This is a genomic window from Qipengyuania flavescens, assembly GCF_029688735.1.
In the GTDB taxonomy this organism is placed as follows: Bacteria; Pseudomonadota; Alphaproteobacteria; order Sphingomonadales; family Sphingomonadaceae; genus Qipengyuania.
In genome coordinates this window covers 1-22923 of sequence record NZ_JARULD010000005.1, presented here as the reverse complement: position 1 = coordinate 22923, position 22923 = coordinate 1, and the positions used below count along the sequence as shown (strand labels likewise).

Annotated in this window: 26 protein-coding genes, 1 tRNA gene and 1 pseudogene; 9 read left to right on the top strand and 19 right to left on the bottom strand. The window is 60.9% G+C overall.

Annotation, left to right across the window (positions count from 1 at the left end; genetic code table 11):
• Positions 1-74: 74 nt before the first annotated feature.
• The 4 genes from P8R33_RS12795 to P8R33_RS12780 all read right to left on the bottom strand — a co-directional run bounded on the left by P8R33_RS12795 (position 75) and on the right by P8R33_RS12780 (position 3542).
• Entirely contained in the window at positions 75-488 is a 414-nt protein-coding gene (locus tag P8R33_RS12795; protein WP_278329351.1) for a hypothetical protein, read from the bottom strand.
• 49 nt (positions 489-537) lie between these two features.
• Positions 538-1395 (bottom strand): carboxylating nicotinate-nucleotide diphosphorylase, encoded by an 858-nt coding sequence (gene nadC / locus P8R33_RS12790; RefSeq protein WP_278329350.1) that lies wholly within the window; start codon positions 1393-1395, stop codon positions 538-540.
• Positions 1396-1512: 117 nt separating this feature from the next.
• Positions 1513-2313: a LytR/AlgR family response regulator transcription factor gene (locus P8R33_RS12785; RefSeq protein WP_278329349.1), complete on the bottom strand. Its 801-nt coding sequence runs from the start codon at positions 2311-2313 to the stop codon at positions 1513-1515.
• Complete coding sequence (locus P8R33_RS12780; RefSeq protein WP_278329348.1) at positions 2310-3542, bottom strand: sensor histidine kinase; 1233 nt, start codon at positions 3540-3542, stop codon at positions 2310-2312. Before P8R33_RS12780 ends, P8R33_RS12785 begins: the two co-directional genes overlap by 4 nt.
• A gap of 81 nt (positions 3543-3623) precedes the next feature.
• On the opposite strand from P8R33_RS12780, the gene P8R33_RS12775 reads away from it, so the two are divergent.
• Entirely contained in the window at positions 3624-4232 is a 609-nt protein-coding gene (locus P8R33_RS12775; RefSeq protein ID WP_278329347.1) for an HD domain-containing protein, read from the top strand.
• Between the two features lie 3 nt (positions 4233-4235).
• On the opposite strand, the gene P8R33_RS12770 is transcribed toward P8R33_RS12775, so the two are convergent.
• The 9 genes from P8R33_RS12770 to P8R33_RS12730 form a co-directional block, all read right to left on the bottom strand.
• On the bottom strand, positions 4236-4922 hold the full coding sequence (locus P8R33_RS12770) for a DsbA family protein (protein WP_278329346.1): 687 nt from the start codon (positions 4920-4922) through the stop codon (positions 4236-4238).
• Between the two features lie 13 nt (positions 4923-4935).
• Positions 4936-6318 carry a M48 family metalloprotease gene (locus tag P8R33_RS12765; protein WP_278329563.1) on the bottom strand — a complete coding sequence of 461 codons (1383 nt, stop codon included), beginning with the start codon at positions 6316-6318 and terminating at the stop codon, positions 4936-4938.
• A gap of 9 nt (positions 6319-6327) precedes the next feature.
• On the bottom strand, positions 6328-7242 hold the full coding sequence (locus tag P8R33_RS12760; RefSeq protein ID WP_278329345.1) for an alpha/beta hydrolase: 915 nt from the start codon (positions 7240-7242) through the stop codon (positions 6328-6330).
• A gap of 5 nt (positions 7243-7247) precedes the next feature.
• Positions 7248-8351, bottom strand: coding sequence for an App1 family protein phosphatidate phosphatase (locus P8R33_RS12755; protein ID WP_278329344.1), 1104 nt, complete (start codon positions 8349-8351; stop codon positions 7248-7250).
• Positions 8352-8416: 65 nt separating this feature from the next.
• Entirely contained in the window at positions 8417-10429 is a 2013-nt protein-coding gene (locus tag P8R33_RS14835) for a PAS domain-containing protein (RefSeq protein ID WP_446532516.1), read from the bottom strand.
• A 114-nt stretch (positions 10430-10543) separates the two neighbouring features.
• Positions 10544-11008 carry a DUF2141 domain-containing protein gene (locus P8R33_RS12745; RefSeq protein ID WP_278329343.1) on the bottom strand — a complete coding sequence of 155 codons (465 nt, stop codon included), beginning with the start codon at positions 11006-11008 and terminating at the stop codon, positions 10544-10546.
• On the bottom strand, positions 11005-11721 hold the full coding sequence (locus P8R33_RS12740; protein WP_278329342.1) for a sterol desaturase family protein: 717 nt from the start codon (positions 11719-11721) through the stop codon (positions 11005-11007). The genes P8R33_RS12745 and P8R33_RS12740 overlap by 4 nt, the downstream gene beginning before the upstream one ends.
• 49 nt (positions 11722-11770) lie before the next feature.
• Positions 11771-12253: an MmcB family DNA repair protein gene (locus tag P8R33_RS12735; protein ID WP_278329341.1), complete on the bottom strand. Its 483-nt coding sequence runs from the start codon at positions 12251-12253 to the stop codon at positions 11771-11773.
• A 66-nt stretch (positions 12254-12319) separates the two neighbouring features.
• Positions 12320-12718, bottom strand: a complete 399-nt coding sequence (locus P8R33_RS12730) for a hypothetical protein (protein WP_278329340.1) — start codon at positions 12716-12718, stop codon at positions 12320-12322.
• 136 nt (positions 12719-12854) lie between these two features.
• On the opposite strand from P8R33_RS12730, the gene P8R33_RS12725 reads away from it, so the two are divergent.
• Positions 12855-12931 (top strand) — tRNA-Arg (locus P8R33_RS12725).
• A 280-nt stretch (positions 12932-13211) separates the two neighbouring features.
• Here P8R33_RS12725 and P8R33_RS12720 read toward each other — a convergent pair.
• The gene (locus P8R33_RS12720) at positions 13212-13649 is read right to left on the bottom strand and encodes a hypothetical protein (RefSeq protein WP_278329339.1); all 438 of its coding nucleotides are present in this window, start codon (positions 13647-13649) and stop codon (positions 13212-13214) included.
• Between the two features lie 152 nt (positions 13650-13801).
• On the opposite strand from P8R33_RS12720, the gene P8R33_RS12715 reads away from it, so the two are divergent.
• The 3 genes from P8R33_RS12715 (at position 13802) to P8R33_RS12705 (ending at position 16093) form a co-directional block, all read left to right on the top strand.
• The gene (locus tag P8R33_RS12715; protein WP_278329338.1) at positions 13802-14794 is read left to right on the top strand and encodes a GSU2403 family nucleotidyltransferase fold protein; all 993 of its coding nucleotides are present in this window, start codon (positions 13802-13804) and stop codon (positions 14792-14794) included.
• A 128-nt stretch (positions 14795-14922) separates the two neighbouring features.
• Positions 14923-15417, top strand: coding sequence for a TPR end-of-group domain-containing protein (locus tag P8R33_RS12710; RefSeq protein WP_278329337.1), 495 nt, complete (start codon positions 14923-14925; stop codon positions 15415-15417).
• On the top strand, positions 15365-16093 hold the full coding sequence (locus P8R33_RS12705; protein ID WP_278329336.1) for a hypothetical protein: 729 nt from the start codon (positions 15365-15367) through the stop codon (positions 16091-16093). Before P8R33_RS12710 ends, P8R33_RS12705 begins: the two co-directional genes overlap by 53 nt.
• Positions 16094-16224: 131 nt before the next feature.
• Here the strand turns inward: P8R33_RS12705 and P8R33_RS12700 are convergent, their stop codons facing one another.
• Positions 16225-16929, bottom strand: a complete 705-nt coding sequence (locus P8R33_RS12700) for a ScoMcrA-related endonuclease (protein WP_278329335.1) — start codon at positions 16927-16929, stop codon at positions 16225-16227.
• Between the two features lie 228 nt (positions 16930-17157).
• Here P8R33_RS12700 and P8R33_RS12695 point away from each other — a divergent pair, with 228 nt between their 5' ends.
• A complete protein-coding gene (locus P8R33_RS12695) occupies positions 17158-17394 on the top strand; it encodes a helix-turn-helix domain-containing protein (protein WP_278329334.1) in 237 nt (78 codons plus the stop codon).
• On the opposite strand, the gene P8R33_RS12690 is transcribed toward P8R33_RS12695, so the two are convergent.
• The 3 genes from P8R33_RS12690 to P8R33_RS12680 form a co-directional block, all read right to left on the bottom strand.
• Positions 17391-18155 (bottom strand): tyrosine-type recombinase/integrase, encoded by a 765-nt coding sequence (locus P8R33_RS12690; RefSeq protein WP_278329333.1) that lies wholly within the window; start codon positions 18153-18155, stop codon positions 17391-17393. The two genes, P8R33_RS12695 and P8R33_RS12690, sit on opposite strands and share 4 nt — an antisense overlap.
• Before the next feature lie 216 nt (positions 18156-18371).
• On the bottom strand, positions 18372-19022 hold the full coding sequence (locus P8R33_RS12685; RefSeq protein ID WP_278329332.1) for a hypothetical protein: 651 nt from the start codon (positions 19020-19022) through the stop codon (positions 18372-18374).
• A gap of 548 nt (positions 19023-19570) precedes the next feature.
• Complete coding sequence (locus P8R33_RS12680; protein WP_278329331.1) at positions 19571-20254, bottom strand: hypothetical protein; 684 nt, start codon at positions 20252-20254, stop codon at positions 19571-19573.
• Between the two features lie 379 nt (positions 20255-20633).
• On the opposite strand from P8R33_RS12680, the gene P8R33_RS12675 reads away from it, so the two are divergent.
• Both P8R33_RS12675 and P8R33_RS12670 read left to right on the top strand, forming a co-directional pair.
• Positions 20634-21212 carry a cytochrome c oxidase assembly protein gene (locus tag P8R33_RS12675; RefSeq protein ID WP_347569052.1) on the top strand — a complete coding sequence of 193 codons (579 nt, stop codon included), beginning with the start codon at positions 20634-20636 and terminating at the stop codon, positions 21210-21212.
• Entirely contained in the window at positions 21209-21859 is a 651-nt protein-coding gene (locus P8R33_RS12670; RefSeq protein ID WP_278329329.1) for a cytochrome b, read from the top strand. The genes P8R33_RS12675 and P8R33_RS12670 overlap by 4 nt, the downstream gene beginning before the upstream one ends.
• Here the strand turns inward: P8R33_RS12670 and P8R33_RS12665 are convergent.
• On the bottom strand, positions 21783-22484 hold the full coding sequence (locus P8R33_RS12665; RefSeq protein ID WP_278329328.1) for a c-type cytochrome: 702 nt from the start codon (positions 22482-22484) through the stop codon (positions 21783-21785). The genes P8R33_RS12670 and P8R33_RS12665 overlap by 77 nt on opposite strands.
• 257 nt (positions 22485-22741) lie before the next feature.
• Here P8R33_RS12665 and P8R33_RS12660 point away from each other — a divergent pair.
• Positions 22742-22923 (top strand): annotated as a pseudogene (locus P8R33_RS12660) (c-type cytochrome); the annotation flags it as partial.

Here is a 22923-nt window from a genome sequence, read left to right as displayed (position 1 = left end):
GTCCATCTGGGGAATGGCCGATTACTTGTTTAGCGTAAAGATGGCACAACACAGTGTCACACAAGCTGGAGGTGTCATTCGCTGGCGGCAGCGTCGCCTTCGAGCCAGGCGCGGGCATCCGCACGGAAGAGCATGACGATAGCGACGACCTGCAGCAGCGTCACCACGAGGCCGAGCACTGCCGGCAAGTTGAATCCATCGCTGAAGCTGAAATTGCCGAAGAACAGGCCGATCGCAACCAGGGCGACTAGCAGCCACTTGGCGATGTTACTGGCGCGGTGCGCGATGAAATACCACAGCACCAGCGGTATCAGCAGGCTGGTGAGCACCACTCCGATGACGATCGGCCCGCCACCGATTTGCGCAAGCGCGGGATCGGCCTCGACCTCTTCGACCAGCGTTGAATAGGCAAGCACGGCATTCATCAGGGCCAGCACGAGCGACGCCAGAAACAGGCGATCGAACAGGACTATGGATTGGGGGCGCACCCGGTCTCTCCCGCATGATTTGCGTTACTGGACGGCAGATGCCGCGTAATCAGAGCGGCGTAAAGTCCAGTCCGATATCGGCGGCGGGCGCGCTTTGTGTGAGGCGGCCGACGGAGACGTAGTCCACGCCTGTTGCCGCTTTTGCCTTGATGGTGTCGAGGTTGATCCCGCCGCTCGCCTCGGTCGGCACGCGGCCTGCTACCAGCGCGACCGCTTCTCGCAAGGCCGGCGGCTCCATATTGTCGAGCAGCAGGCGGGTGGCACCGGCTTCGAGCGCGGGTTCGATCTGGTCGATCCGGTCGACCTCGCAGATTATATCCTTTACGCCAGCCTCGACCGCGCGGCGGACGGCTTCGCCCACGCTGCCGGCGACAAGCACGTGATTGTCCTTGATCATCGCGGCATCCCACAGGCCCATGCGGTGATTAGCGCCGCCACCCATGCGCACGGCGTATTTCTCGAGATGTCGCAGGCCGGGGATGGTCTTGCGTGTGTCGAGCAGAGTGCAGTCGGGATTGTCCATCGCGGTGACATATTGGGCGACCATGGTCGCGATGCCGGAGAGGTGCTGCACCGTGTTGAGCGCAGCCCGCTCGGCGGTAAGCATGGCGCGGGCATTGCCTTCCAGTCGCATGAGATCGGTGCCTGCGGATACGCTAGCCCCTTCCTCGACAAGAATATCGATCCGAATGTCCGCATCGAGCGCGCGGAAGAACGCCTCGGCCACCAATAGCCCCGCGACATAAATCGCATCGCGCGTGTCCATCACGCCCGCGAAGCGCGCGTCGGCGGGGATCACGCTTTCACTTGTAACGTCCACCCCGCCGCCGGGCAGGCCCTCGCCCAAATCTTCGGCCAGCGTATCGCGGACGAATTGGTCGAGATCGAAGCCTGCGAGTCTAAACAAAAGAAATTCTCCGTTCGTGCTGAGCCTGTCGAAGCACCGTTCTTACTTCCGATGCTGGTATCGAAAAGAAGGGCGGCCCTTCGACAAGCTCAGGGCAAACGGACTCATCCAAGGTTTTTAGTGGACGAACCTAGCAACGACATCCCTGTAGGAACGGCTCACCTTCACCTCCGCGCCGGAATCCAGCACAAGGAAGCATTCGCCGTTGGTATGCGGCTTCACCTGGCGTACCTGGTCGAGATTCACGATGGTGGACCGGTGTACGCGCTGGAACTTGCGCGGGTCGAGGCGGCGCTCGAGATCCTTCATCGTTTCGCGCAGGATCAGCGAATTGTCGCCGGTGTAGATGCACATATAGTCGCCCGCGGCCTCGATATGCTCGATCGTGTCGGTCTCGACGCGGAAGATCTGGCCGCGATCCTTTACGTTGATCAGCTTCTCGTACCGACCGGCGGTCTCGGCATCTTCGCCGGACGCCAGTTCCTCGGCCGCTTCGGGCGCAACTTCGGAGAGGACGTTCTTGAGCCGCTCGACATCGTCGGTGCTCTTCTTTTCGGCGAGGCGCTGGCGGACGCGCTCGATCGTATCGGCCAGCTTGTCTTCGTCCACCGGCTTCATCAGGTAATTGACCGCGTTCGCCTCGAAGGCGCGGATTGCGTGTTCCTGGAACGCGGTGACGAAAACGAACAGCGGCGGGTCGATTTCCATGACGCCCTGGACGACGGAAAAACCGTCGAAACCGGGCATCTGGATGTCGAGGAAGACGAGGTCGGGCTTCTGCGTCTTGATCGCGCGGATCGCCTCGCGTCCGTTCTGGCAGGTTTCGATGATCTCGACGTCCTCGAACGCTTCGAGGCGCAGTTGGAGACCCTGGATGGCGAGCTTTTCGTCGTCGACGAGGATAGTGCGAATAGTCATGTCGTTTGCGGTGCTTTCCGGGGAGGTTGCAGCGGTTCAACGGGTGAGGGGCCCGCGGGTTTCTGGGATGCTGCGGTTTGGGGGGCGGATTGTGGCGCTGAGGTTAGCGCGGCCGGCTCCTCGTCCGATCCCAGGGGCAGTTCGATGAGAACCGAAAAGCCCCCGCTTTCGGGCGAGCGAATTTCGAAGCGATGTTCTTCGCCATAGGCCTGGGCGAGGCGGTCGCGGATGTTGGTGAGGCCCACGCCGGTCGAATCGCGGCGCGCGCGGCTGGGGCGTACGGCGGGGAGCCCGTCCTCGACGTTCTGCGCATTCATGCCGGGACCGGTATCGGACACGGTCACGCGCAGGCGCGGGCCGACGACTTGCGCCATCACTGCGATCTCGGCCCCTTCCTCCTGCGGGCTGACGGCATATTTGATCGCGTTCTCGACCAGCGGCTGCAGCAGCATGGCGGGGAGAGTGGCCTTGGCGGCCTCCTCCTCGATGCGGAAATCGGTGCGGAGCCGCTCTTCGAAGCGCATGCGTTCGATATCGAGATAGAGCTTCAGCGTCTCCACCTCCTGCGCCACCGTCACCTTGCCGCCGGGCTGCGTGACCAGCGTATGGCGCAGGAAGCTGGACAGGCGCGTGAGCATCGCATTGGCCGTCTCGGTCTGCTTCAGCAGCACCAGAGTACTGATCGAATTCAGCGTGTTGAACAGGAAGTGCGGATTGAGCTGGTAGCGCAGCATGGCGAGCTGCGCGCTCGTGGCCTGCGCTTCCAGCCGCTCCAGCCGGTCTGCCTGTTCCTCCACTTGGAGGAAAAAATTGATCGCGTAATAAAGCGCCGACCACGCGCCGAGCAGAGTGAGGTCGAAGAAAAAGATGCCGACGAAGAGGCTGGCGAAATTGCCCGTATTGGCGCCGCCTGCCACCTCCAGCACCCAGCTGTCGATGAAGGCATAGACGCCGGTCGCGCCGCCTAGCACGACAGCGGTGACACCCCAGGTCACCAGTGGTTTCTGCTTGATCAGCTGGCTGTAGACGACGGCGAGGATCAGGCTGATCGAAAAGCCTGTGATCGTCGCGATCAGGATGATGACGAGCCGGTCGGCCGGCTGGCCATTGGCGAGCGCGGACATTGCGCGCAGCATCGTCGCCCCGCCCCAGCCGGCCAGCTGGAGGTTCCAGAACGCCTGGTTCTTGTTGGCGAAGAACGGCGTCGGACGGATGGGCAACACGGCCATTGCCCTGCTCCCTAGCCCAATTGCGACGAACTGCGCCAGCCGCTACACTGCTTGCAACAGGCAAAGCGAGAGAGGCATGCGATGGGCATTCAGGAAAACATAGGCCATTCGGTCGCGGAACGCGCGAAATTCCGCGAGATGAAGGAAGGCACCAAGGAAGACTGGAACCTGATTGCAGGCGAATACCGCGCCTTTGCGAAGGGCTTGCCCGATCGCGTGCTCGACCATCTGAAGCTGCTCGACGGCGATTTCGGCGGCTTCCCGGTCTGCCGGCTGGAGCATTCGCTGCAGACCGCGACTCGCGCGCATCGCGACGGTCGCGGCGAGCAATATGTGGTGATGGCGCTGCTGCACGATATCGGCGACACGCTGGGCAGCTACAACCATCCCGAGGTTGCGGCCTCGATCATCAAGCCCTTCGTGAGCGAGGAGATCCACTGGATCTGCCAGAACCACGGCGCCTTCCAGGGATATTACTACTTCCATTTCCTGGGCATGGACCAGAACGCGCGCGACCAGTTCAAGGACAATCCGCATTACGAGGCGTGCCGCGAATTCTGCGAAAAATACGACCAGGCGGCGTTCGACCCGGATTACGACAGCGAACCGCTGGAATTCTTCGAACCGATGGTGCGCCGGGTGATGGCACGCCCGCTGGCCTCCGCCTATGCCAAGGCGCTCGACGAGTAGTTCCTAGGCCTCGCTGTCGAGCGCGTCCTGCAGGCGTGCTGCGGGGACCAGCCCTTCGATCGCCTCGTCGCCTGCGATCCAGCTCGGCGTGCCGCTGAACCCGAGCGTGCGGGCCAGGCCCATGTTTCGCGCGAGTTCGGCAGTCGCCTCTTCCGACGCTGCAAAGCGCTGCGCCGCCTCCATGTCGAGCTGCGCGATCCGCCCGGCCTGCGCGATCGTCGCTTCACTCGGCGGGCCGAGTTCGAACATGGCGTGGTAAAACGCAGGGTACTTGCCCTGTCGCGCCGCGGCGAGGGCCATGCGCGCCGCCTGCTCGCTGCCGTCGAAGATCGGCCATTCGCGCACCACGACCTTGAGGTCGGGATCGGCAGCGATCATTGCGTCGATTTGCGCGATGGACTGGCGGCAATAGGTGCAGCCGTAGTCGGTAAACTTGACCAGCACCTTCGACCCGTCCGGATTGCCGAGCACCGCGCCAGGGAAGGCTTCCCGCACGCTGTCGTCCACCTGCGCCAGCCGATCACTCGCCTGCCCCCGCTGATAGGCTTCCGCCATCTCGGGCAAAATGTCGGGATTGGACACGAGGTATTCGCGCGTCTGCCCGTTGCCGAGCCCGCTTGCCGACCAGATCGCGGCGCCCAGGAAGCCGAAGACAAGCGCCAGCAGCGCAGTGACGAGGTTGCGTTTCATGTCGCCTGCGACCCTAACGCCGTCCGTCGCAATTGCGACCCTTTTCCATTTCGCATTGTCGTTCCAGCAGGGCCCGGGCCTGCATGCCGATATCCTGCGCGCGCAGCCAGTCTGGCGAACCGTGGGGCAGCGCCGCCTCGGCAAATTGCGCGCTGCGCATGGCGAGGCCGTACTGCCCGCTCATCACCTGCTGCTCCGCGCTCGCAAGGCGGGCGCGCGGCATGTCGCCGCGTTCGGCATAAACCACGCCAAGCTGGTACCACGCGAAGGGATTGTAGCGGTCGCGGCCCACGGCAGCGCGCAACACTTTCTCGGCCTCTTCGAAATTAACCCGGTCCTCGGTCGCGATCAGCGCGTGGCCCAGCATGCTGGCGATCAGCGGCTGCGAATTGGTGAGAGTTGTCGCGCGGCGAAGCGGATCGAGCGCTTCGGTAGGCCTCCCCGATTCGAGCAGCACCTGACCCTTCAGCTCGAGGAAATACGGATCTTCCGGGTCCTTCGCCAGCAGCGCATCCGCGGTTTCCAGTGCGCGATCGACGCGGGCGTTCTTGTGGTAGGCATAGGCCCGGGCGTAGAGCGCGGGGATGGTGTTCGTCGTTTCGGGATAGTCGCGCAGCGTCTCGTTCGGCTTGGCGATGTAGCCGGTGAGCTTGGCCTTCACCCGCTCGAACCTGGCCTGTTGCGCAGCATTGCGCGGCGCATCCCAGGCCGGGTCTTTTTCGTAGACCTCGGTCAGCGTGCGGATGCGATCGCCGGAAAGCGGGTGGGTGCGGTAGAAGCCTGCCTCGTCGGACTGGCTGTAGCCATAGCGGAATTCACGGTTGAGCAGCTTGCCGAAAAAGGTCAGCGAACCGCGGCCGGAAATTCCCGCTTCGGAAAGATATTCCGCACCAGCCAGGTCGGCGGAGGCTTCTTGCGTGCGGGTGAAGGCGAGGAACTTGCCCATCGCCGCCTGCTGGCCGAGCGCCATGATCCCCGCCGCAGCTTCACCCGCGCCTGCCAAGGCCGCGCCAATGCCGGCCAGCACGGAGAGCAGCGAGATTTTCGACGCCGTGCCGATACCTTCGCTGTAGCGAATGATATGCCCGCCGGTGATGTGGCCGAGTTCGTGCGCAATCACGCCCTGGACTTCTCCGGCGCTGTCGGCGGCCTCGATCAGGCCGCTATGTATATAGACTGCCTGCCCGCCCGCAACGAAGGCGTTGATGGAGGGATCATTGACCAGAATGATGTCGACATTCGCCGGCTCCAGCCCGGCGGCTTCGATCAGCGGTTCGGATATTTCGTCGAGGAATTGCTCGGTCTCCGCATCGCGCAGAACGCTTTGTGCGGCGACCGGCTGTGCGGCCAGCATGGCGGCGGCAAGAACGGCGAGCAGGCGGGCGAGAAAGCGCATCATGCCGTGCTAAGGCTTCGCGGCCTGAACCGGAACTGAAACGTCGGTAACCCGGCGCAGGAATTGCGTCACACGGTCGAACACCTGAGGGTCTCGCCGCCATGGACTGGTGAGCGCGAGCAGAGGCGCGTTGTGCGAGGCATCGGGTAGGTACAGTGTGTCGACTTGCGAGCCAGCCTCGTCCAGACCGCGCGCCAGTGCCTGCGAATTGCGGATCTTTACGACCGTGTCGGCTTCGCCATGGACCAGCAGCATTGGCGGCGCATTAGCGAGGGGTTGATTGACCGGCTGGCTTTCCGGTCCGGCACCCACGCTTTCGAAGGCGGCCTTGCTGCGATCGGTGTCGAACGGGTGGAAATCGTAGGGCCCGGACAGGCCCACCACGCCCCGAATTGCGTCCATCGGGACTCCGGCATCGTCGAGCCATTGCTTATCCAGCGCGACCTGCACCGCATTGTAGGCTCCAGCGGAATGGCCGGACAGAACGATATGGTCGGGATTGCCGCCGAATTGCGCGATATTGGCACGCGTCCATGCAATGACCGACGCGGTATCCTGCAGCATCGCGGGATAACGGCCAGCTTCGTTCAAGCGATAACCGCCGAGAACCACGACATAGCCTTCCGGCGCGATATTGCGCGCGATGAAGCCGTAATCGTCGGGGTCGCCATGCGCCCATGCACCGCCGTGATAGAAGATGAATACGGGCAGCGGGCCGGATGCCGTTTCATCGCGATAGACGCGCAGCTTCTGCTCGGGATTGTCGCCATAGCGCGCGGTTTCGACCAGTTCGACTTCGTTCGAGGGACCGGCAATCCGGTCGACCGTGTCGAGGACGGCAGGGCCATTCGCACGCACCGCCAGCCACAGGCCAATCCCCAGCAGCACGAATATGCCGACCAGCACTGCGACTATCTTCAGCATGCGTTTCACTTCGCTTTCGGGTCCGTTTCCTTGATCGTATCGACAATCGCGCGCGTTTCCTGATCGCCGAGCAGGCCGATCGAGGCGAGAAATTCGTGCCCGGTCTCATAGCTGTCGCCCAGCCACAGCGGGATGTTAGCCGCTTCGATCGCGGCCTTGGCGGCGGTTTCTTCGGGGCTCATGGCTTCGCCGACCTTGCGAATGAAAATAGCGCGGATGCGGCCGGGATTATCGACCGCGATGGCGCCGAATGCAGTCAGATCGCCCTGGCTGTCGTCGCCGATCATGGCGAACTTGAGATCTGGATAGGTCGCGAGAATGCCCTCGATAGCGGCGCGCTTGTGGGCACCGTGGCTGCCCGATCCGAACGTGTCGCGGTTGAGGCCCCAGTCGCGCAGCATGATGGGGCCAAGCGGCAGTCCGCGGCTTCGGATATAGGTAACGAGGTAGCTGAAGAGGTTCCACGGGCTTGAAGAAACGTAGAAGAACGGCCGGTCGCTTGCTCTCAGATGCTCGCCCGCATGACCCTGCCCTTCGGATAGGGGCTCACCGCCACCGAGTGCGTTGTAGAAAACATCCGCACCCGGCACGAGAATGCGCTCTTCCGGCATCTGCAGCAACACGCGCCGCCAGTTGCGCAGCACCGCTCGGAAATCGCCGGTAATGCCGGTTTCGATGATTGTATCGTCGATGTCGGAAATGACACCGAGGCCGGTGGTCCGGCCGGGAGCCAAGACATGTCCGTCCACGCAATGTTCGCCCTCGCCATTGCTCCAGTGGAAGACGACAGTTTCCCATTCCGGCGTGTCGGCCAGCGGCCAGTCGCCGTCGAGCGTAATGTCGAAGCGAACGAAACCTTCCTTGTCGGTCAGCCCCTGATGCCGCCGGTTTTCGCCGGAGGGACTGACGATCTCCAGCTGGACCGGCAGTTCGGGCACCTCGTGGCTGGCGAATTGCGCCAGCATGGTTTTTGCGGCGCGCCATTTGCTGCGCTTCTCGAAGGCGCCCACACGCGAGCGCAGGGCGCGGCCCGTGATGAACAGGCGGGTTTCGTTGCGATAGCCGAAATAGGGCTGGATACGAACCGGAGCGGTCGGGCGAAAGGGCATCGCCGCCGGAGCTAGCGAAGCGCGGGCCCCCTAAGCAACTGCAAAGTTGGAATGCGTAAGCCGCGTCAGCCGAGCAGCTTGCGTGCGGCGCGCTCCAGCGCCGGGATATCCTCGGGCAATTCGCCCAGCACAACCAGCTCGCCCGAAGGTGTCCGGCGAACCATGACCAGCGCGAATTCCGGACCGTGTTCGTCGAGATCGGCCAGCGCCAGTTCGTCGAGCTTGCGCAGCTTGCGTGCCAGCGCGGGCTTGATCGCCTTGTGGTCGTCGACCTGCTTGCCCTGCTCTTCCTTGCGCGCCCGGCGCTCGGCCTGGACGACGCCCTTGAGCCCGCCCTCGGCTTCGTGGAGGAAGGCTGCCAGCGCACCGCGCTCGACGTTGAGGCGATGGGCGTGGGACAAGACGGCGGCATATTCGGTAAGGCGCGTCTTGTCGTAATCCGCGCCGAAGACCAGCTTGACCACCGGCGTCATCGGCGCCCGGTCCTGAACGGTCAGGCCGTTGTCCGAAAGCAGGTCTTCGAAGCCGTCGGGATCGTCCTGCGATTCGAGGCTGAAGTCGTAAGCCAGCGCGACCGCGGCATAGAGCGCCTTGCGGCTGCGATCCTCGGTATTCTGTGCAGCCTGCGCCTGCTCCCGCGCTGCGGCGAGGCAATCGTAGAGGCCTTCCGGCGCATCTTCGGGATCGACCACGACGGCCGGCCGGTAGTCCGGTTCGCTTGGGACCGAGTCGGTTTCGGGCTCCGCCTCGACCGCCGTTTCCGGTTCGAGTTCCGGCACCATTTCGGCGACCGGTTCGGGCTCGGGTGTTTCTTCGGGCGCGAGTTCCGGTTCGAAGGCTTCGACCGCCTCGTCCGCGCCATCCCAATCCGCCCATTCGGATGTTTCGTCCGCCTCGGCTTCGTCCTCCACCGGCGGCGTATAGGCTTCGGGCATAACAAAAGCCGCATCGGGCTCTTCCCCTTCGTAGCCTTGCGGTACGGCAGGCGCGGCTTCGCTGGCCGAAAGGTCGACGGCCTTCTTCCTCCGCTCTCCACGGCTGACGAGCGACATCAGGCTGCTCGAGGCTTCCTCGTCGTCGAGCGGATCGACCAGATCGTCCACATCGTCGGCTTCGGGATCTTCGTCCCAGTCGGGCAGGCCGTAATCGGCCGCCGTCTTTATGCTGTTGTCGAAATCGTCGAACCCGCCGCCATCGTCGACATAGTCGGTGTCGTCCTGGCCGGGGTGCGCGCCGATCGGATTGCCGAGCGCGTCGATCCGACTCGAGCCGATGTCCTGCTCGCTAGTGGCGCTTGCTCCGAAGGCGGGCAGGGGCAGGGCGTCTTCGCTTTCTTCCACGACCATCTCCGCGCTGCCGAGGTCGAGAATGTCGTCGCTCACGTCCTCGCCCTCAACCGCTTCTTCAGCACCATCGGCGGCTGTCAGGGTCTCGGCTGTTTCGAGCGTATCCGGCTCGGCGGAGCTGGCCGCTTCTTCCTCGTGTTCGCCCAGCGACTGCCCGATTTCGAGCAGCAGCTCGTCCGCCGTCGACTGGTCGGCCATCTCTTTCCAGTTGATGACGCCGTAGATGAAATCGATCGTCTCGTTGTCGCTCGAGTAGGGCAGCAAAATCCCGCGATAGAGCACTGTCGAACCGCGATCGTTGACAAATTCCGCTTCGAATCCGATCGGCGCCTGGTTGGCGAGGATCTGCATGTAGTGGTCGGTGATGCGGCTGAGCACGGAGCGGCTCGGCACATCCGACAGGCGGATGATCAGCTCGTCATGGCCGCACTCGTCGGCCAGATCCGCGCCGACATATTGCACGGCCGGGTCCTCGATCCCGTCGGTGAAGTCGAGCAGCACGGAATAGGGGCCGAAGTCGTCGAGCCGGTCGGGCTCGAGATCGTCGATGTCGGGATAGTTGCGATCGCCGAGCAGGCTGGCCCAGTGGTTGTAGGCGCGCACCTGCATGCGCCGCTCGTCCTGACCGACGGGAGACGGCGGGGGCTGGATATCGGCATCGTCCTCGTCGACATAGTCGTCGACCGGATCGTCCGGTTCATGCGCGCCGAAATAGCCGCCTAGCCTGTCCATGGTTTCCTACGCCCCCGAAGAGTTGTGCTCGTTCGCAGGGGGGTATGAAGGGTGCGTGGTAAACATATGGTTAAATACGTTTACCAACCTTTGCCGCGCCAGCAGCGTGTGGCGTTACAGCATGTAGCGCATGCGGATCGTCAGCTTCTCGTTCGCGGCACCGACCGGGAAGACCGCATCCTCGAAGCTGGGCGGCCCCATGCGGACCTTCGCATCGCGCGAGAAACCGAACCCTTCTTTCGGCATCATGCCGAGCGCGCGGTCGGCCTTGCCGTTGCCGTTCTCGTCATGCAGCAGCGCGATGGCATAGCGGCCCGGTTTCACGTCGGAGAAGGTGAAGGTGACGGTCCCCTCGCGCGCATCCGCAGTGGTGGCGTAGGCACCCGGAACGCCGCGACATTTTGGGAACTTGCTCTCGTCCTTCGTCATGCAGGCGCGCACGACCCCTTCGGCATTGCGCAGGTCGGTGACGGTCACCGTGACCTTGGCCTGGTCGATATGCGGCGATGTGCCGGCCAGCACCAAGCCAAAGGGCAGAGCCAGCAGGGCGATGGCTTTCGTTCTAGGTCCGCGCTTCATATGCGTGCGCTCAGGCCGCGGTCGGTTCCGCACAGCCGGTCCCAGAAGCGAAAATAGAGGCCGTAATTGCATTTGTATTCTTCGTGGTGACGCTGGTGGTGGCTGGCGGTTATCAGCCACCCGCCTAACCGCGAATGAACCAGCCGGCGGGGGAACATCTCCCAACCCATGTGATTGGTGACGCCCATCACCGTCATCACCAGCAGGACGACGCCCAGCATGGCGACATGGATCGGGATCACGAAGACGAGCAGGGGGATGACGATCGCCCCGGTCAGCGCTTCCCACGGATGGAAGCTCATCGCCGCCCAGGCCGTCGGCGGGCGGCTGGCATGGTGGACGGCATGGGCGATGCGGAACAGGCGCGGCTCGTGCATCCAGCGGTGGGTCCAGTAAAACCAGGTGTCGTGCGCGAACAGGTAGAGCAGTGGAGCGAGGGCGAGGTACCATAGCGGATAGTCGTTCCAGCCGGTGTAGATCTGTGTCCAGCCGCGTTCCTGCCAGCCCCAGGCGACCACGCCTGCCGGAATTCCGTAGATCGCCGCCGACGCGAGCGACCAGCCGATTTCTCGCCTGATCTGCGGGCCGAGCTTTGCATGATAGCCGGGCTTCACACGCCCGGTGATCGCCGCGAACAGCCCGCTCGTCGCGGCATAGCGCGCGGCGACGATCAGCGTCATCGAAACGGCGGAAAGGATGATGGCGGTCCACATGGCTTGGTCGGACCATGCCCTAACCCGAAGCCGGTTAACAGGTCCTGTGTCAGTCCCCGCCGCCCCAGGGCGCGCAGTGTGGATCATAGGCAACGGTCGTGCGCCGCATGGCGGCACGCGCCAGCCGCTCGACCTCGACCTTGCGACGCGCGGCGGCCAGCGGACGAAGTGGCGCGGGGCGCAGAATCTCGCCGTCGTAGCCATCGGCCACGATGATGCCGCAGCAGTCCGGCTGGTAGTCCAGACCTTCTAGCGGTGCGCGATCGAGCCCCGGCGGTACGCCCCAATAAAATCGGTCGCAATGGTCGAGATAGTCGGGCCATTTGCCATCACCCAGCAGGTCGCTGCGCTGGACCTTGATCTCGACGATGATCACCTGCCCTTTGGGATCGATGCCCATAAGGTCCGCCCGCCGCCCGTTACGCAGCGGCATCTCGGGGATGCACCAGATGTCGTTGCGCGCGAAAAGCCGCGCGATCCCGCGCGCCACGTTGGCAGCCGTATCTGTTTGGGCGAGAGCCGGTTCGGTCATCGCCTCCAATTGGAACAGAGCGCGAACGCAGTCAAGCGTCGCGACCGGTAATTCAATTTGCAGAGACTATTCGACCGGGACCAAGCCCAGAATGGCCGTGCGCGCCATATGGAATTCGCGCCATAATGTGAGCGCGGCGGCAGTCGTATCTTGCCCGCCGGCCGTCAGCGACAGCAGCGCGCGCAGGCCCGGCTGCATGACGGCGGCCAGATCGTCGATTCCGCGGGCAACCATCTCATAATGCCATCCGCCCCTCGCAGCGGCGCGAAGCGGGAGCGAGGCGATGTCTTCGGTCAGGGTTTCGCGCCCCAGCTGCGCCAGCTTTCCGACCGCTGCGGCTGCTTCGTGCACCGCCTCCCAGCGGGCAGCGAGATCCTCGACCTCGGGCACTGCGCGCGGACCCGGATCGGCCGGCGGCAGCATGGTGGCTTCACTCAGGTCGAATTCGTGGGAGATCGCGCTCATTCGGCAAGAATTACGCCCCGCTCCTTGCCAAATGGCTAACGCGGCGCGCCGATCCGCGGGAATGCGATTAGCACTGGCGAGCCCCTGCCCGCTTTGCTAAGCGGCCCGCTCGCCGAAGGGCCGAACAGCCCCGCAAGCACCCGTAGCTCAGCTGGATAGAGCGCTGCCCTCCGAAGGCAGAGGCCACAGGTTCGAATCCTGTCGGGTGCGCCACCTTTTCAATGACTTAGATGGCTCATACGAGACGCGTACGTAATGCGTACGCAATTCTTGCGGTATGTTTTCCGTATGCTATCGAGTGAATCACTCATCCCAGTCCGACACGAATGGCTGGCGGTGAAGCGGCCGACGAAGCGATCAATGATCGTATTGGTGCGGCTTCGCATGCAAGCTGTCAGAGCAGATCGGGCTCAAACACCTATCCCACTGGTGCAATTGCGAATTTGCGCTACGCTGGCGCGATGGCTCCCTATTATCAGCTCGATGACCAGCTTCACCCAGAACAGCTCAAGTCCAAGCAGAGAGCGTTACGCGATGGCTTTCCGCTTCCCCTCCCCGTGTCATCCGGGATGAGATAGAGCCCTTCGTCGCGGTGGAGCCATGCGCGCATGTCCTGATAGCGTTCCGCGCTTGCGCCGGTGGCGAAGAGCACTGTGAAGTCGGCAATATATTCGCCGCTAGAAGCCTGGACCGCCCTCACGCCGAGGGCGCTCGTGCCAAGCCTCGCAATACCTTCTGCCATCTTATCCGAGGTGAGCCGGATGCCCGGCATGAGAACCAAAGATTCGGTCGGCGACGATCGCCGCTCATCGGCGGGATGCAATATCTGGTCGCCAAGCACTTCGTAGGCGGTGAGCACCGCCAGATTTTGACAGACCTTCAAGGCACGGGCGTAGGACACCGCACCGGCACCGTTGGTCTTCTTTCTCATGGAATGTCTCCGGGCGGCGCGCAGCTGGCTGCAAGTCTGCGCGCCCTGGATGGAATTTTCACCTTCCGGCGTCAGCCACCCCTCCCCCTTCCAATAATCCTTATTTATCCCACATTCTTGCGACTCGGCAGAATGTGGGATAACAACTCCTGATGCCTGTTATTCGCCCCTTTTCACCTGAGCAGGAACGCGCGCTCATCAACCTGCGCCAGCGCTATGAAGTATGGATCGAGGCCGAGCGGGACCTTGCATCCCTGCCCTACGACCTGCGCCGCAAGAAGGTCGGCGAGTACGAGTATCTTTACGAAATTCACGACAGATCGGGCAACGGGACGAGCCTTGGCGCCTGGGATGACGAGAAGCAGCAGCAGTTCGAGGAATACAGGGAGCGCAAACAGTCCGCCAAGCAGCGCCGCGAAGGCGCGGGCGAGGCGCTGTCCGAGAGCAGCCGGATCGCGCGCGCACTCCGCCTCCCCCTCCTGTCAGCAGACGCCGGCCCGATACTGAGGGAGGCCGATCGCCGCGGCCTGCTGGGCTCCCACCTTCTCGTCGTCGGTACAAACGCCATGGCGGCCTATGCGATCGAGGCGGCGGGAAGTTTCAACGACGTGCCTGATGAAACTGAGGACTTCGATCTCGCCTGGGCCGCCGAGGAAGAAGCCAACGAGGCTGTCGTGTGGGAGATGCTGAAGGCGGTCGATCCCACCTTCACGATCAACACCGAACGCGACTTTCAGGCGCGCAACGCCAAGGCCTACGAGGTCGAGCTGCTGGTTGCCCCGTCGCGGGCTGAGACACTGGGAGCTAAAGACCGGCCCAAGCCCGTGCCCTTGCCGGAACAGGAATGGCTGCTACCCGGTCGCCGCGTCGATCAAGTCGTGCCATGCCGCGACGGAACCCCCGCACGCATTGTTGCGCCCGATCCACGCTGGTTCGCGCTCCACAAACTATGGCTGGGCTCGCAGGCCAAGCGCAATTCCTTGAAGCGAAGGAAAGACGTTGCGCAGGGCAAGGCGCTTCTCGATGCAGTTTCCGAGGCTATGCCGCAATACAACTTGGACGAAGCATTCGCCGCCGAGTTGCCTGCTGATTTAGTGCCGTTCTTCGACGAATGGCGAAATCGGTCAAATACCCACGGCAACTAAGTTTTCCACCGCACGGAAAATTATTAAGAAATTAATCTAGAAACTTAGCCGGATCTGATTATGCATCACCTAGATCGCTGAATCCGAAAGAGATTGCGATCCCAGGGGGGAAAGAAATGGCGAGATTTTTGGCGCGCAGCGCGGGAGTGTTTCTCCCCGTTCTGTTATGTGGTTGCGGATTGGACGATTGGTCTGACGGTTCGCAAAGCATCGACGCGGTGCGCGCCGAGATCGTCGCGCGCAACTTCGGGCGGGCGGTCGAGCTTGCTGCCGATGTTGTAGAAGCCCATCCGAACGATCCTTCCGCATTTTATGAACAAGCGCGTGCAGAGGCGCTGGCGGGAAACGAGGGCCGCGCCTTCGACGAATTGGAAAAGGCCATCGAGCTTGGCCTGCCCAATGCGGCCACTGCGCTCAACGATGCAGCGTTCGCCGGTCTTCGGAGATCCGATCGATTTGCTGCCCTTCACGGCAAAGCCCCTCCTTCACCGAATAAATCGAGCGGCGGCCCGGTCGACGCTTTGGTCGAGGCCGGCCCCGATGGGGACGTCACCATCCTCGAACTGCCGAATGGCGAAACGCACATACAGGCCGGCGACGTCTCCCTCTCGACTGACTTCTGAAGCTCTGTCCGAAATCACGAAGAAAAAGGAATCCATGCTGATGTCGGCAGGAAAAAACACATTGCTGCGCGGTACTTACCGGGCATCCATCACTGCTCTGGCAGCCTCTCTTGCGCTTGCCGCCCCGGCCAAGGCCGATGAAGTGGTAGGACGCGGCTCGGCCGTCATTACGAAGGATACGGCAACCACACAGAGCCTCGCGCAACGCGAAGCGCGGAGGGAAATCGTGCTAACCATGCTCACCAAGACGATCGGGCATTCGCGCTTGCCGGAGGTCTCGGCCGAAATCATCGACCAGATGGCCTCGCAGATTCGCCCCGACATGCTGATCGACCAGCAATCGGAACGGATTGGCGGTGATTTTGTCATCCATCTGACTGCAGACATCGACCAGGCCTGGTTTCGCAGCATGCTTTCGGATTCGCGGAACTCGTTCTGCGGGAAGAGCTTTCGACCGAAGAAACGCTTACCCATTTCTTCGATCTTCGCGATCTTAAACCAGCTGGCTTCTTCGGGGTGGAGTGTCGCCCACACGGTGATCGGTATAGAAAGGACCTCGCCCCGCCGCAGACCGGCGATACCGTTTTCGCGAAGCGCTTCGAGTTCATGCGCAGCGGATGCGATAGCTTCGTCGATCGGCGACTGGCTGCGAGCTAGCTCACCGAGAGCGCTGTAAAAGCGGTCAGCCAAGATAGCATCGGCTTGCTGTATCTCTGGCAAGGTGCGCCAGTTTAGCGGCACACCCTGCTGCCCCCCAACCAGTATGCGGTAGATGGCCTCACCTGCAGACCGATCGTCACCCTCGCCCTATGCGATAGTGCGAGCATCCTCAACCAACTGGTTTTTGTATCGCCGCTCTACGTCCCAATAGGATCCATCCGCGTCTCGGAAGCTAGTGAAGCCGGGCATTTGACGCAGGAAGTTCTCCCGGGCACGTTGCAGTTCGGGCCAATCAATGACGACGAAACCGAGCTCCTCCAGCGTAGCCTTGCACAAGCTGCCGCCCGCACTTGCGTCGATACTGCGCTCACGCATGGCCCAATGGACGATGGCTTTGCTGGGATAGCGATTGCCTTCGTGCAGAAGCCAATATTTGCTGGGTTGCCCTCGATCTTCGAGCGTCGCCACGAAGGCGGCAACCGATCCGGCCTTGTCGCAAGCGGCGATCGCATTCAGAATTATCTGCCGATCAAGGCCGGACAGCCGCCCCTGCGGATTATCGCCGGCCTCACAGAATCTGCGATATGTGTTGATCGCAGAGCGGTAGCCGGAAAGGTTGTTGTAGAGATTGCCTTCGATCGGAAGCTCGGTCGGGTTGGCCCGTCCTTGCTCCTCATCAGCCTTTGAATAGGCGAACTTAGCGAGAAGCGATGCCATCTGGTCGTTGACAAAGTGCTGGTCGAGGTCGCCATGAGCCTGAGAAACCCGGCGAGCGTCCGACATTTTCGTACTGACGCTGCTGGACACCAACTCTTGGGTTTCGAGCCATGCCCGATACTCTGCATCCCTCACTCACTCAGCTCCATCTTTTCCATGCCGCATGCCGACCTGCCATCAATCTACGACAAATCCGGTCATCCGTTGAATTGACAGGGATTGGGTTAGTATCTGGCTCACACCTCATCTTCCTCCCTGATTGAAACAGCCATATCTGCCGCGATTGAAAAAATCACCGAACCAGAAATTTTTCCGGAAAATCTTCCTATAAGGGAAGGAGATGAATTTTCCGGAGTAAGAGAAATGAAGCACGAACCTTTATCTTCGGTCAGTGGTGGTCGAAAGATCGAGCCTCTTGCTTACAGCATGGAAGAGGCGGCTGCTATGCTTGGGATAAGCCGAGGAAAACTCTATCGCATTCTGAATGTGGGGGAGATTGGCGGGAAGAAGCTTGGGAGGAGAACCATCATTCTTCATTCGGACTTAGTAAAATTTCTCGATAATCTCCCCAATTGTGATGAGGAGAGTAATTTTTACTAAAGTTCCAGCGTGCTGAGGGCATCAAGCGCGGCTTCACGACCTAGATGTCCATAATGCCTCTCAATCATTTCATAGCTCGTACCGGAAATTTGGGCGATATTAAGCAGAGGGAAACCTGTCCTAACAAGATCGGTAATCGTGCTATGGCGGAGCGTATAGGCCGAGGTTTCTGGCGGTCGGCCTGATAATTTTACGGCTTTCTTGATTGACCTATTCCAGGCGTACTTGTCCCAAGGCTCTCCGCTGAACCGCAGGAACAAGGGGGCACCCTCATCTCTGTCTTCAGCCACCATCCTAAAAAGCTTGGACACGGCCAGAGGCATTTGGATGCGACGCAGCGTGCCACCCTTGTCTCTGATTGTCAGTTGATGCGTGCGGGAATCGAAATCTCCCACGCTCAGCCGGGCGAGTGCCCCGGGTCGAAGTGGGAGCAAGCACAATGCTTCGAAGAATTCCTTCGCCTCTGGATCGGTGTTGTCGAGCAACATCTTACGCTGCTCCCGGTCGAGATACAGCGTGCGCTGCCTATCCGCGTTTGGAATCTTCTGAAGAGCTTCCTGCCAAGCGGCATTGGTCTTAGGAGGACCGGGAGGAAGGACCCTTCCTAGAGCGGCTCTCAGTATGGCCACTTCCCGGTTCACGCTTCCTGGAGATCGCTCTCGGTACAGTTTCTCGCCTGCCTTTCGGCGGCTCACCAGCGCTGGCTTTGCTTCCAGACGGCTGCGCCAGGATTGAACATGATGTCGGCGCAGCTTGTCCAATCGCACCCTTCCTAGAGGATCGCTGTATAGATTTCTCCGGAAGCGGCCCTCTGCGTCAGGCCTCCCTTCAGCATACACGCGACAAGCATCGGAAACGGTGACAATTTCTAGGGATGCAATTCCACCGTTCTGCGTAAGGTCGGCGGACGCTTCCGCCTCAGACTTCGCAGCCGCAAATCGCGCATTCTTGGGCAATGCACCGAAATCGCCAAGAGTCTAAAAGGCATATTTGTGTTTTTCACCATCCAGCGCTCGCGCGATCCATGTGCCGTCACCGTGCGGCTTGGAGCGGCGAAAACCCAAAAAGGAACCGGTGGACAGGCGTTGCCAATAAGGGTCACGCCTAGGCTTTAGGCGCTCCCTGTCTCCCACTCTGCTAAGGTCGCGCGCCATAGAACCTTCCGAAATTTCGTACGTAATAAGTACGTAATAAGTACGTAATACATGGGTGCACAATGGGCGACAACAAGATACTGAAAAGCGGAGTTTCTGACAGCTATGAACTTCAGGAAACACTAAATCACTGCCCTCCGAAGGCAGAGGTCCCAGGTTCGAATCCTGTCGGGTGCGCCATCTACGTACAGCTTTGGGCACTCCGTTTTGCTGGGAGCATGAAGCTGCAGCGGCCAAAGCATCTTTCGAGCCCGTAATGCGTATCATATCGTTTCCGATTTCCACCTTTTCGATGAGAAGCCGGACGTATTCGCGTCGCAGAGTGGCGTTGCGGTCTTGCAGCTTCGATGAGATCAGCGGGCCAAATTTTTCAATTGTCTCTGGAGTGATCGCGCGGCTGCCATTGGCAATCTGTAACTCGACGAGATCGATGTCGGCTTCAATGGCTCGCTTCTGAGCGGCAATATTTGCCAACTCAGTCGCGATTTGCAGCGGTATCGATTTCCTTGTCGCTCTGCCTGTCGTATGAGGCGATCGGCTCTTTCCGCCCAGATTTACTGCCAAAGCTCAAATCCGGGAGAATAGTCCTTCGATAGTGATCTATGAGTTCCCTGATCCTGGTTCGCGATCCTCTCCGAAGATCTGCAAAGCCGAATGGGGACAAGCCATCGGCACCTCGAAGCAAGAGCTTTCTTTTCTTCTCCCTATAAGCAGTCATCTCCTCAAATTCCTGCGCAAGGAAAGAGACGAAGCGGCAGACGCCTACGGCGAGGCATTCGACCGGAGTAAGGCCAGAATGCCGGGTTGCAACGGCCGTTCGGTTCCTTGTCTCGAAACATTCGCGCTGCCCGTTCCTTGTAATACGGAGGACCTTGTTGGGTACGAACGGGAGGCCGCCAGGCAACGCCCCCCAAACGCTCCGACAGTCTGGGGATGATGGCATCGAGGCGCGTCCGCAATTTTTACCATTTCGCGTCCGCTCCGTTGATTGAGGCGCTGCCGCAGAAGCGGCTCTAGCCACTTCAGCTTACCGTTCCTTCGGGCGTGGCAATTGGCGGAATAGGCTGGCCCGGCAAACGAGATTGCAGACGCTCGCGTCGCTCGGTCCGGCGCATCGCTGGCGATCTGTAATTCGAGAAGTGTTGGCCTGCGTCTGTCCGCATGGGCTTGAAAATGGATTGAACCGCATTGATCCGGATTGCCACATCAGTCTTATCGAGCAGGCCGGCAACTGGGTGCGCCATCGCTTGGCGGACGAGAGCAATGTTTGCTTGCAGCTCGCGCGCGTTGAAAAGCAGCGTCTGCATCAATAGATTCACACATTCGCGCATCGACAGGCTATCGGCCGAGCAATTCAAGACTCGAAAGCTCGCGGAGTGATCGGAGATCGAGAGCGCTAACCCTGCGGTCGTGAGGGCCTTTTCGACTGCTTGGATAAGCTGGATGTCTTCGATTGCATGGACCAACCTGCCGTTGAACCGCGACATGCAGAAGCCCGGATCACGAACGGCGTCGCAAGAAACTGCGGGTTCTCGCTTTCCCAGAATTGCCGACGGCAGATCGCGCAAATCAGCTAATTCTTGATCAAACAGTACAGCATCGAAGTCATTTGCGGCGTGTCTGCCACACACGAAAGTGCCGCGTAATTCGGAATCGACCTGACCCAACCTTGAAGGATGCGGGATGCCGGCGAATTCGTCGGCCAAGCGTTTCAGGCCGATCCTATGGGCGTGGCGTTTCTGTACGCGTGGTGAGCCGGATGGATCACTGCCAATCCCTCAGTTTTGTTTCTCTTGCCGCGAGGCTGTCTGTGGCTAGCCGGAGGAGGTGATTGAACTCGGCGTCCGTTATCGCTTCCTGCTTATTTTGTCGGTTTACAGGACACCAATAGAAGTTGTGAGCATTTGATAACTGATCGCACCGAACCTTCACCGGAGACGACTGCTGCACAATTGGTTGCCTTACTGTGGAATGGCCCCAGATCCTGAGGGTTGGGTGACCCATTGGAATTTTGCACCCGAACTGATTGCCTGTCTTCTGGTCGTGACCGGGGTCGCATATTGGCAACGCGAAAGACTGAGGGCCATGCCGACATACGCAATGCTGGCTGTCTTCGGCTTTCTCTACATCAGCCCCTTCTGCGCGCTCGGGTCCGCATTGTTCACAGTCCGCATCGTTCACGACGTTATACTGGCCACTTTGCTCGCCCCCTTGATCGTTGCCGCATTCCGGGCCGAGGAAACCGAAATTCCCGGTACCTTGGCTGTCTGGACAGCGGTCCATGGCCTCACATTCTGGCTGTGGCATGCGCCCCTCCTGTACGAGAGCGCCATGAACAGCGACGGCATTTTCTGGATCATGCAGATCAGCATCGTCGCCACGGCTGCGATATGGTGGATAAAGGTCATTCGATCGCCAGCACCCGCGGCCACGACGGCGTTGCTCGCAACGATGGTCGCGATGGGTGCACTCGGTGCATTGTTGACATTTGCGCACCGAGCCTACTTTGCTCCGCATTGGCTGACGACGCAGTCCTGGGGTCTCTCGCCGATGGAGGATCAGCAGATTGCGGGCATCATCATGTGGGCACCGGCGAGCCTGGTCTACTTAATTGCCGCTTTGTCGATACTTTATCGATCGCTTGGTAGCAGAGCGCCTGCATGAGGCTTCATGATCTGATCCGTAGATGGGCGGTCAGTTATACCGAGCAGGGGAAATATTCTCCGGTAGGCGTGTGGTTTCACTGGATCATGGCAGGGCTAGTGCTTTTTCAGCTTGGCTCAGGTTGGATGATGTCGCGCTATCCGGTCGGGGCCAGCAAACTTGCCACCTACGAATTGCATAGCGAGCTGGGGCTGACCATCCTGCTCCTTGCTATTTTGAGATTCGGCTGGCGACTTTTCGTCCCCGATCCGATCAATGATGCCGATGCGCCCGGCTGGCAGAGCACGGCAGCACATATCACACAGTACCTTTTTTACGCCTTGTTCGCATTACTTCCGCTGAGCGGATGGGCGATGTGGTCGGCGATACAGCCGGTGCAGCCCCTGCGGCTTGCCGGATTGGTCGCGATACCCCCGATGCCCTTTCATACACTCTCCCCAGCGTGGCAGTATCAGGTACTCGACTGGGCGGAGAGCGTTCATGTCCTCGGCGTCATCGGCCTCGCACTGCTCGTGCCACTTCATGTCATTGCGGCGTTGAAACACCATTTCTGGGATCGCGACGATACAGTCAGGGGCATTCTACCGGAAATCCGAGACGACGAGACGGCTCCGGACCATACGCAATATACGCCGCGAGTGGGCTGATTTCGTTCTCTCGCAATTTGCTGGCCGCATCGTGCATGACGCTCAGCGCATCGCCATATCGCTCGCCGTTTCGCCAACGGCGCAGTTGTTCGGCGAGGTAAGCGGCGTTCTGACCAACCAAGGCTGGATTGCCGGCACCCGAACCCAGACCTGTTTCTCCATGGCAAGAGGCGCAAGACGAAAGAGCGCGTTCGGGCAAACCTGCATGATAGATCTCGTACGCTTTAGCGATTTCGCACGAGGGTTCAGGCAAAATCTCGCTTCCTTTCACGTCCTCCGGTAAATCCATGGCCGCGTAATAGGCTGACACAGCCAACCGCTCTTCGGAATTTAGACGGCCTGCAAGCCAGGACATCTGGGGATGGCTGCGTTGCCCGTCCGCGTAAAAGCCAAGCTGCCGCACCAGATACCCCGTATCCATACCTGCTATTCTCGGCACCAGAGCCCCGTCGCCGCGACCGTCCAGCCCATGACAAGTATGGCACGCGGCCTGCGGACCCGCGTCCCCGCCCGATAAAGCAATCAATTCGCCGGTGTCGTCGAATGGATCGTCGGTCGGGGCAGGACTGCATGACGCCAGCGCCATGGAAAGGGCGGTGACGGACAGGTTAGGGCGGAAAAGCATCGTCTGGCGGGAACGAAGCGTGCAATTGTCCGGTTCCCATGGGAATGGGGAGTGTGGAGCATCGGCATCGGAATTGGAAAGCCATCGTGACTGGCGTAGCCTTAGCCGCTTGTGCACCACTTGCCGGATGCAAGGACCCGGTCGAGACGCGGCGAGAGCCGGCTACCGGCCCGAAGGATCGGGGCTTAGCAGCAATCAAGCGCGCAGGCTGTGGATCTTGCCACGAAATCCCCGGGCTGGACTGGCCATCCGGGCGCTTGGGACCATCGATTGAGGGCTTCGACGATGTCGGCTTGATAGCTGGTCAATTGCCGAACCGGCCGGATGTATTGGCGGCCTTCATCCGCAACGCACCTGCCGTCAAGGAGGGCTCTTCCATGCCGCCAATGCCAATTAGCGAGGCTGAGGCGGCAGATATCGCAGCCTATTTATATGGTCT

Bases quoted from the DNA above. Each gene is read 5' to 3' on its own strand.
- P8R33_RS12785 (WP_278329349.1), bottom strand. From the start codon at position 2,313: ATGACTATTCGCACTATCCTCGTCGACGACGAAAAGCTCGCCATCCAG.
- P8R33_RS12780 (WP_278329348.1), bottom strand. From the start codon at position 3,542: ATGGCCGTGTTGCCCATCCGTCCGACGCCGTTCTTCGCCAACAAGAAC.
- P8R33_RS12775 (WP_278329347.1), top strand. From the start codon at position 3,624: ATGGGCATTCAGGAAAACATAGGCCATTCGGTCGCGGAACGCGCGAAA.
- P8R33_RS12770 (WP_278329346.1), bottom strand. From the start codon at position 4,922: ATGAAACGCAACCTCGTCACTGCGCTGCTGGCGCTTGTCTTCGGCTTC.
- P8R33_RS12765 (WP_278329563.1), bottom strand. From the start codon at position 6,318: ATGCGCTTTCTCGCCCGCCTGCTCGCCGTTCTTGCCGCCGCCATGCTG.
- P8R33_RS12760 (WP_278329345.1), bottom strand. From the start codon at position 7,242: ATGCTGAAGATAGTCGCAGTGCTGGTCGGCATATTCGTGCTGCTGGGG.
- P8R33_RS12755 (WP_278329344.1), bottom strand. From the start codon at position 8,351: ATGCCCTTTCGCCCGACCGCTCCGGTTCGTATCCAGCCCTATTTCGGC.
- P8R33_RS14835 (WP_446532516.1), bottom strand. From the start codon at position 10,429: ATGGACAGGCTAGGCGGCTATTTCGGCGCGCATGAACCGGACGATCCG.
- P8R33_RS12745 (WP_278329343.1), bottom strand. From the start codon at position 11,008: ATGAAGCGCGGACCTAGAACGAAAGCCATCGCCCTGCTGGCTCTGCCC.
- P8R33_RS12740 (WP_278329342.1), bottom strand. From the start codon at position 11,721: ATGTGGACCGCCATCATCCTTTCCGCCGTTTCGATGACGCTGATCGTC.
- P8R33_RS12735 (WP_278329341.1), bottom strand. From the start codon at position 12,253: ATGACCGAACCGGCTCTCGCCCAAACAGATACGGCTGCCAACGTGGCG.
- P8R33_RS12730 (WP_278329340.1), bottom strand. From the start codon at position 12,718: ATGAGCGCGATCTCCCACGAATTCGACCTGAGTGAAGCCACCATGCTG.
- P8R33_RS12720 (WP_278329339.1), bottom strand. From the start codon at position 13,649: ATGAGAAAGAAGACCAACGGTGCCGGTGCGGTGTCCTACGCCCGTGCC.
- P8R33_RS12715 (WP_278329338.1), top strand. From the start codon at position 13,802: ATGCCTGTTATTCGCCCCTTTTCACCTGAGCAGGAACGCGCGCTCATC.
- P8R33_RS12705 (WP_278329336.1), top strand. From the start codon at position 15,365: ATGGCGAAACGCACATACAGGCCGGCGACGTCTCCCTCTCGACTGACT.
- P8R33_RS12695 (WP_278329334.1), top strand. From the start codon at position 17,158: ATGAAGCACGAACCTTTATCTTCGGTCAGTGGTGGTCGAAAGATCGAG.
- P8R33_RS12675 (WP_347569052.1), top strand. From the start codon at position 20,634: ATGCCGACATACGCAATGCTGGCTGTCTTCGGCTTTCTCTACATCAGC.
- P8R33_RS12670 (WP_278329329.1), top strand. From the start codon at position 21,209: ATGAGGCTTCATGATCTGATCCGTAGATGGGCGGTCAGTTATACCGAG.
- P8R33_RS12665 (WP_278329328.1), bottom strand. From the start codon at position 22,484: ATGCTTTTCCGCCCTAACCTGTCCGTCACCGCCCTTTCCATGGCGCTG.